The sequence below is a fragment of the Bradyrhizobium sp. CIR48 genome (genome assembly GCF_014198315.1).
GTDB lineage: Bacteria > Pseudomonadota > Alphaproteobacteria > Rhizobiales > Xanthobacteraceae > Bradyrhizobium.
In genome coordinates, this window is sequence record NZ_JACIHG010000028.1 from 1 (window position 1) to 6,624 (window position 6,624).

Below are 6,624 nucleotides of genomic sequence, written 5' to 3' on the forward strand. Positions count from 1 at the left end.
CATCAGGCAGCGCGGGCGAGCGAGCGCCGCTTCTGGCGGAGGTAGCGCGTGATCTCAGGAAGCGTCATCGCATTCAGGATACGGTCGGCGGGGACGCCGCCCTTGCGAGCCATCTCGACGCCCCAATGCATGTGATCGAGCTCTGGAATCGAGTGCGCGTCCGGATTGATGCTCAGCATGCAGCCGAACTCGAGCGCCGCCCGGTGCCAGCGCCAATCCAGATCGAGCCGCCATGGATGGGCATTGATCTCCACGACGACGTCGTGCTTGGCGCAGGCCCGCAGCACCTTCTCGACGTCGATTTCGTAACCTGGCCGGCGCTGAAGCTGGCGACCGGTCATGTGGCCGATGATGGTCGTGTGAGGATTGGAAATGGCGCGAAGCAGGCGCTGGGTCTGCGCCTTGCGGTCCAGCTTGAAACGGCCATGGATGCTGGCGACGACAAAGTCGAAGCGCTCCAGCACTTCGTCATCGTAATCGAGCGAGCCGTCCGCCAGAATGTCGGACTCGATGCCTTTCAGGATCCGGAAATCCTTGCCGAAGCGCTTGTTCAGCCGGTCGGCTTCCCGGTGCTGCTGCGCAATCGCCTCCACCGACAGACCTCCGGCATAGTGCGCAGACTTGGAATGGTCGGCCACCCCGAAATACTCGAAGCCGCGCTGACGGGTCGCCTTCGCCATGCTCTCTAGGGTCTCTGTCCCATCGGAGGCATCGGTGTGGCAGTGCAGAATTCCGCGCAGGTCCTTGTCGGTGACGAGCTTCGGCAACTTGCCCTGCAGGGCTAGTTCGACCTCGCCTCGGCCCTCCCGCAGCTCGGGATCGATGAAGGACAGCCCGAGAGCCTTGTAAATGTCGGCCTCCTCGCCGGCAACCAGCGCCCGGCCCTTGTGCAAGCCGTCGGCGTCCAACCGCATGCCCTTCTCGGCGGCCAAGGCTTGGAGCTGCTCGATATGAGCGACGGAGCCGGTGGCGAAGAGAAGAGCGGCGCCGAAATGTTTGTGGTCGGACACCAGGATTTGCAGCCTTTCCGCCGATTGTATCGACGTCCTTTCCGCTTTGGCAGCCTCCGCAACGATTGCGAAGTCGCCGACGAGTTCGCAGCCTCGACGGAAATCGCCGGCGATCGTCACGCGCTTGAGTTCGGGGCGAGCCTTGCGGATGGATTCCTTCGCATGCGCGAGCAGGGCGGCGGCACGGTGCAGGTGAAAGCGGCCTTCTCCGTTTTTCGCGATTGCCAGGTTCTGCACGATCTTCGTCTGCAGCGCGGCGCCGAGCCCCTTTGCCTTCTTGATGCGGTCGTCCTTGGCAGCGGCCTCCAATTCCGCGAGCGAGGCGATGCCGAGATCCTGGTAGAGCCGCAGCACCTTCTCCGGACGCAAGCCGGGCACCGCGAGCATCTCGAGCACGCCCGCGGGAATCTCCTTCCGCAGCTTTTCGAGGCTGGGATGACTGCCCGTCTTGTGAAGTTTGGTGATGATGTCGGCGATGGCATCACCGACCCCCGGGATCTCCGTAAGACGATCCTCGGCGACGATCACGTCCAGAGGGACGGCAAGTGCCGCCAGGCTGTCGGCAGCCCGCGAGTAGGCTTTCGCCCGGTAGGGATTGCCGCCTCGCAAGGCGGTGCGCTGTGCGTACTCTCGCAGGAGACCTGCCACACCGCGAGAGTCGAGCGCAGGCATTAGCGAGTCTCCCGGTCCACGATTTGCGGCGCCGCCGGGGTGAGGCGACCGCCGGAGTGGCCACTTGGCTGGCGATCGAGGGAGCTCTCGAGCTTCTGGGCAGCGCGGAAATCGTTCAGGTGCTGGATATTGGGGCCGTAAGCAGCCTCCTTCTTGAGGAGATTGTAGATTCGACCGGCCACCAGCTGCAGATGCTTCATCCTGCCCTGCGGCATGGATCTCGCTTTGCAGAAAGCTCGAACGGCGTAGGCCCGGAAGTAATCGAATGCGTCTGACATGATAGGTAAACGCCGGCTATCGGCCGGAGTTCGATACGGCAGGGATTGGCCTTCTCGGCAGTGCACTTTGAGAACGCGTGGCGGATCGCTCATATTCGAAAGCTTGCGAACCAGGCAGGCCGCGGGAACTCTTCGTCGCCTTCGAAGTTGCGGGACTCGTTGAGTAAGGTAGGTAAACTGCCCGCCGTCGGCCCCAACCCGGCGGCGGTTTTTTGTTAGTTGCGTAGCGTGGCAAAGCGTACAAGATCGGCGCCTCCGGCCGAGAAGCCAGAAGCTCCTCAGATGCCGGGGTTCATCAGCCCACAACTGGCGACCCTGAAGATAAAGGCACCTTCGGGATCTAGATGGATTCACGAAATCAAATACGATGGGTACCGCATCCAGCTCCGGATCGACGGCGATGATCGCCGGGCCTATACCCGCAACGGCTACAATTGAGTCAGCAAGTTTTCGAGAATAGCTGCCGCGTTCGATATCGAGGAGCAGGCCATTGTCGACGGCGAAGTCGTCGTCATCCATGAGGGCCGCACCAATTTTTCCGAACTGCAGGCGGACCTCGGTAGAGGCGAGCAGGACCGTCTGGTCTACTTCGCGTTCGACCTGCTGTGGCTCGACGGCAAGGATTTGCGCAAGGAGCCGCAGATCGAACGGAAGAGGCTGCTCAAGGACCTGATCGAGGCGCACAGGCTCGAGGAGCCCATCTTCTTCAGCGAGCATCACGAGGGCGACGGGCAGGCTCTGTTCATCGCCGCCGGCAAGTTGAACTATGAGGGCATCATCTCAAAGCGCGTGGACGCGCCCTACCGATCTGAGCGGGTCGAAGCCTGGCAGAAGATCAAGGTCGTTCAGAAGGGCAAGTTTCCCGTTGTCGGCTTCATCAAAGATCCGTCCGGCGTGGCCGCGCTCTACCTGGGCAAGAAGGAAGGCAAGGATCTCGTCTACATGGGCAAGGTCGGCACGGGGTGGAGCCGGACCACCTCGGCGCAGATCCGCAAGGCGCTCGACACCGTAGTCAGCCCGAAGCAGAGGCTGACGAAGACCATCAGGAAGCCGAAGGCAACATGGGTCGAACCCAAGTTCTATGCCGACATCGAGTACCGCGACATCACCTCCGAAGGCCTCCTGCGGGCCAGCTCGTTCAAGGGGCTGAGCAGAGGAACACGCCGTTCATAGCCGCGTTTGCCTCAGAGTATCTGGAGTACCGGTCATGGATCCGGAAAAGCGAATTGCGAAGGCGTTGGAAAACGCTCAGGGCATCCTGGCTCGGTATGTCGAGCCTGGCCCCAGAGATTGCGAGCAAACCATAAACCAGCTGCTGGATGTGCTCGACGACGAGGCTGTCGTGCAGGCGCTCAAGGATTCGAAGATGGAAAAGCCAACTGCAGAACAACTCGCAGAGCTCAAGAAGCTCAGCGCGATCGCACGGGTGCCCGATGAATCGGAGATCGTCACCTCGAAGGAGGAAGCCGAGGCCCGGATCCGCGACCTGAAAGACAAGGCTCGGATGGAATGAGCCGGGCGAAGCCGATGAGTGGCGTCGAGCCCGAACGCTCCGAGGATGACATCCGCGAAGAGCTTGGTCCCCGCGGCGTGCCCGGCGAGGAAAGTCCGGCGAAGATGACATCTCAGCGGGAGAAGAAGACGGCCAAGGACGTCGATCCCGGACATCCGGCATGAACTCGATGGACACGTTTGATCCCGATAGGCCGTGCCGCGTCCACGATGGTCTCAATGACCAGATCATCGAATGGAGCCCTCATTGGGCTTCGATGTACCGCGAGCATGCGTCGAAATGGGATGAGGGCGTCGTAGCTTGGGACGGTCTGTTGCTCGACGGCTGGGCTCCCACAGTCCACGGCCATTCTTGTGGCCACTGACCCGCGGCTATAGCTCGCACGGAACCCGCGAATCCCTGCAGCGTTGCATTGCCTCACTTCTAAAGAGGAGGAGAGCCGATGGCCGCAACGAAGAAGAAGACCGCGCGTGGACTCAAACAGGATCGCGCCCGGGTCGCGAAAGGGCAGGACTACGAGGTCCGGTATGAAGCGAAGAAGACTGGCCGCTCGGCCTCTGCGGTGAAGAAGGCCGTCTAGAAGGTCGGCAATTTCCGCAAGCGCGTGGAGAAAAGGTTAGGTCGCTGACATTGGAAGCCTGGCTGGCTTTGGCTCAGCACCAGCCCTTTAATCTGCAGGGCACTCCAGGCACGTATCACCGATCGAGTTCAGCACGTCGCGAACCTCAGCCAACGCTGCATCGGGGGTGACGCCGGCCGGCGGGTCTCGACGGGCGATGTCGAAGGCCCGCTCTCGTGCGTGCGGATCGGCGCGGTCCTGCATCCAACCGTGCTCCTCGCACTCGCGGATGGCGCCGGCTTCATTCAGCACGTGGATTGCCCAACCGCGCAGGGTGCGAATCACCGGCCGTCTCTGCTTTGTCATCAGCATTGAAAGGTTCTCCCATGCTGAGACGAATCGTTTAGTCCCGCAGGCGTTCCCCATCGCTAACACACGACCGGGATTCGGGATCGTGGGATCTCGTGGGTTTTCAAAGGCTAAATTTTCCACGGCCAGGTGCTAGGCTGAGCAAGAACGAACTGAAGAAACCAGACGTCCGAGCTCCGGCGGTCGCTCCTTATCCGTTTTGCGCGTGCAGCTGTCGCCGCACCGGGCTCTCGTGGACCGAGCCGCGCAGCGTCTCGGTCTTGCGGCTTCGATCCCTCGCGCACGAGCAGATCACGCCCTCGCGGGGCAGAAACGAAAAACCGGACCTTTATGCAGCAGCCACCTGCACAAAGGTCCGGCCTTATCTTAGCGTGCCGCGATACCGAACGGCTGCAAAGGACGCTTCATATCCTTTGGGAAGGTCTCGCTATTCATCCGGATTGCGACCCGGAGGCGGCAATAGATCAGTAGCCGATACGACTACTTCTTTTTCTTTGAAGTCTTCTTTGCAACCTTCTTGGTAGCTGATTTCGTCGTCTTCTTTGCCTTCTTCGCTTTCTTGGCCATGTCGTCCTCTGTAAGAATTGGCTCTCAGTGAACATGCCCACGCCGTGCATCGACATGCGCACGAGTGAGACGATATCATAAAAGCAAAAATGATACCAAGGAGACGTGAATCCGCATTGAGTCGCTCGCCGGAGGCACTCACCCTCGGGCCTGCCGTCAATTGCATGCCGGCGTCGCTATCACTGCCATTTCGGGTCGGGTGCCTTCTTAACCGGTCTCGCGACTGCACTTCGGTCCCGGGTCCCGCCGCTACGCGTCGGCGCTATGCGGACCCTCCTGCGGGTGCATCTTTCGCCGCGTCCGCGAGTGGTTTTCGCTTTCGCTCCGCCCACAGGCCTCTCTTCCACAATTGTGAGACTCCTGTGAAAATGCCGGGCGGCTCTCGTATCATTGCCTGCATCACGTTCGCTCAGGTTTTGGCGCGTGCGGCCAGGGCCGCACCGGGCTCTCGTGAACCGAGCCGCGCAGCGTCTCGGCCTTGCGGCTTCGATCCCTCGCGCTAGAGCATTGGTGCTCCTCGCCGGGGGCACTCGGGAAAGGGACTCGCCTGCGGCGATCGCTATCACTGCCCCGTTCCCGGGTGCCGCTATTGAACCGGTCTCGTCGCTGCACTCGGACCCGCGTGCCCCTGCGGGTCGCTATGCTCACGCTCTCCGGGTGCCATTTTCCGTTGAGGCGATGCGCCCTTGGGCGCACGCCTGATCGGGCCTGCGGCCTAAGGCAGATTGCGCTAGAAGCTGAGAGTAAGAGTGCAGGCTGGGTTTTTCCGTGACGGGTTACAAGCTGCGAGAGAGGCTCGTGGCGCCCGTCGCGGAGACCCGCGATGTCAAACCCTACTGCTTGCGCGCGCGCCGGGCTGGACCGGGCGAACCTCTATACCGAAATCACCGACAAGATCATTGCCGAGCTTGAGGCCGGCCGCGTGCCTTGGGTCCAGCCTTGGGGTACGGCCGCGGCGAAAGCGCCGCTGGCCATGCCGAAAAACGCTTCGACCGATCGCTCCTACAGCGGGATCAACATCCTTCTGCTCTGGGGAAGCACGATCGAGCATGGTTACAGCGGTCAAAGCTGGCTCACGTTCCGGCAAGCGCTGTCGCTTGGAGGGCATGTGCGTAAGGGGGAGCGTGGTACCACGGTGGTCTACGCCGACCGTTTCGTCCCGCGTGATGAGAAGCGGCGTGCCGCCGAGACCGGCGATGAAGCGCAGGCCATTCCATTTCTCAAGCGATTTACCGTCTTCAACACGGACCAATGCGCCGGACTCCCCAATGAGATCGCTACCGCGGCTCCGCCACCGCCGCCAGGGCTGATCGAGCCGACGGTGGAGGCTTTGATCAAGGCCACCGGGGTCACCTTTCGGATTGGTGGCGATCGCGCATTCTACGCACCGGCCCAAGACTTCGTGCAGATCCCGCCGCCGCAGGCCTATTTTGAACCCATCAACTGGCACCGTACGGCCTTGCATGAACTCGGTCATGCGACCGGGCATCCCTCGCGTCTCAATCGCGACCAGAGCGGATCCTACGGTACGAAGAAATATGCCTTTGAAGAACTGGTCGCTTTATCTTGACAGTCTGCACCGACTCTCAGCGTCTTGCTTACGTCGATGCAACAGGACTGACGGAGGCGGTAGGCCTTGTCCCCACTTGTGGTGAG

At 61.5% G+C, this 6,624-nt stretch carries 7 protein-coding genes and 1 pseudogene; 5 read left to right on the top strand and 3 right to left on the bottom strand.

Annotated features, from left to right (window positions below; translation table 11 throughout):
- Window positions 1-2: 2 nt before the first annotated feature.
- Both GGD66_RS40910 and GGD66_RS42320 read right to left on the bottom strand, forming a co-directional pair.
- A complete protein-coding gene (locus GGD66_RS40910) occupies window positions 3-1,682 on the bottom strand; it encodes a DNA polymerase/3'-5' exonuclease PolX (protein WP_183262244.1) in 1,680 nt (559 codons plus the stop codon).
- Window positions 1,682-2,479 (bottom strand): hypothetical protein, encoded by a 798-nt coding sequence (locus GGD66_RS42320; RefSeq protein WP_312014231.1) that lies wholly within the window; start codon window positions 2,477-2,479, stop codon window positions 1,682-1,684. Before GGD66_RS42320 ends, GGD66_RS40910 begins: the two co-directional genes overlap by 1 nt.
- Here GGD66_RS42320 and GGD66_RS40920 point away from each other — a divergent pair.
- The 4 genes from GGD66_RS40920 (at window position 2,474) to GGD66_RS40935 (ending at window position 4,053) form a co-directional block, all read left to right on the top strand.
- The gene (locus GGD66_RS40920; RefSeq protein WP_312014232.1) at window positions 2,474-3,133 is read left to right on the top strand and encodes an ATP-dependent DNA ligase; all 660 of its coding nucleotides are present in this window, start codon (window positions 2,474-2,476) and stop codon (window positions 3,131-3,133) included. The genes GGD66_RS42320 and GGD66_RS40920 overlap by 6 nt on opposite strands.
- Window positions 3,134-3,167: 34 nt before the next feature.
- Complete coding sequence (locus tag GGD66_RS40925) at window positions 3,168-3,473, top strand: hypothetical protein (RefSeq protein ID WP_183262246.1); 306 nt, start codon at window positions 3,168-3,170, stop codon at window positions 3,471-3,473.
- The gene (locus tag GGD66_RS40930; protein WP_210321822.1) at window positions 3,470-3,637 is read left to right on the top strand and encodes a hypothetical protein; all 168 of its coding nucleotides are present in this window, start codon (window positions 3,470-3,472) and stop codon (window positions 3,635-3,637) included. Before GGD66_RS40925 ends, GGD66_RS40930 begins: the two co-directional genes overlap by 4 nt.
- 278 nt (window positions 3,638-3,915) lie before the next feature.
- On the top strand, window positions 3,916-4,053 hold the full coding sequence (locus GGD66_RS40935; protein ID WP_183262248.1) for a DUF3606 domain-containing protein: 138 nt from the start codon (window positions 3,916-3,918) through the stop codon (window positions 4,051-4,053).
- 87 nt (window positions 4,054-4,140) lie between these two features.
- Here GGD66_RS40935 and GGD66_RS40940 read toward each other — a convergent pair whose 3' ends face one another.
- Window positions 4,141-4,404 carry a hypothetical protein gene (locus GGD66_RS40940; RefSeq protein ID WP_183262251.1) on the bottom strand — a complete coding sequence of 88 codons (264 nt, stop codon included), beginning with the start codon at window positions 4,402-4,404 and terminating at the stop codon, window positions 4,141-4,143.
- A gap of 1,387 nt (window positions 4,405-5,791) precedes the next feature.
- Here GGD66_RS40940 and GGD66_RS40945 point away from each other — a divergent pair.
- A pseudogene (locus tag GGD66_RS40945) lies at window positions 5,792-6,529 on the top strand (ArdC family protein); the annotation flags it as partial.
- Between the last annotated feature and the right edge of the window lie 95 nt (window positions 6,530-6,624).

Coding starts and splice junctions, on each gene's coding strand:
- GGD66_RS40910 (WP_183262244.1), bottom strand. CDS start 1,682: ATGCCTGCGCTCGACTCTCGCGGTGTGGCAGGTCTCCTGCGAGAGTAC.
- GGD66_RS42320 (WP_312014231.1), bottom strand. CDS start 2,479: ATGGATGACGACGACTTCGCCGTCGACAATGGCCTGCTCCTCGATATC.
- GGD66_RS40925 (WP_183262246.1), top strand. CDS start 3,168: ATGGATCCGGAAAAGCGAATTGCGAAGGCGTTGGAAAACGCTCAGGGC.
- GGD66_RS40930 (WP_210321822.1), top strand. CDS start 3,470: ATGAGCCGGGCGAAGCCGATGAGTGGCGTCGAGCCCGAACGCTCCGAG.
- GGD66_RS40935 (WP_183262248.1), top strand. CDS start 3,916: ATGGCCGCAACGAAGAAGAAGACCGCGCGTGGACTCAAACAGGATCGC.
- GGD66_RS40940 (WP_183262251.1), bottom strand. CDS start 4,404: ATGCTGATGACAAAGCAGAGACGGCCGGTGATTCGCACCCTGCGCGGT.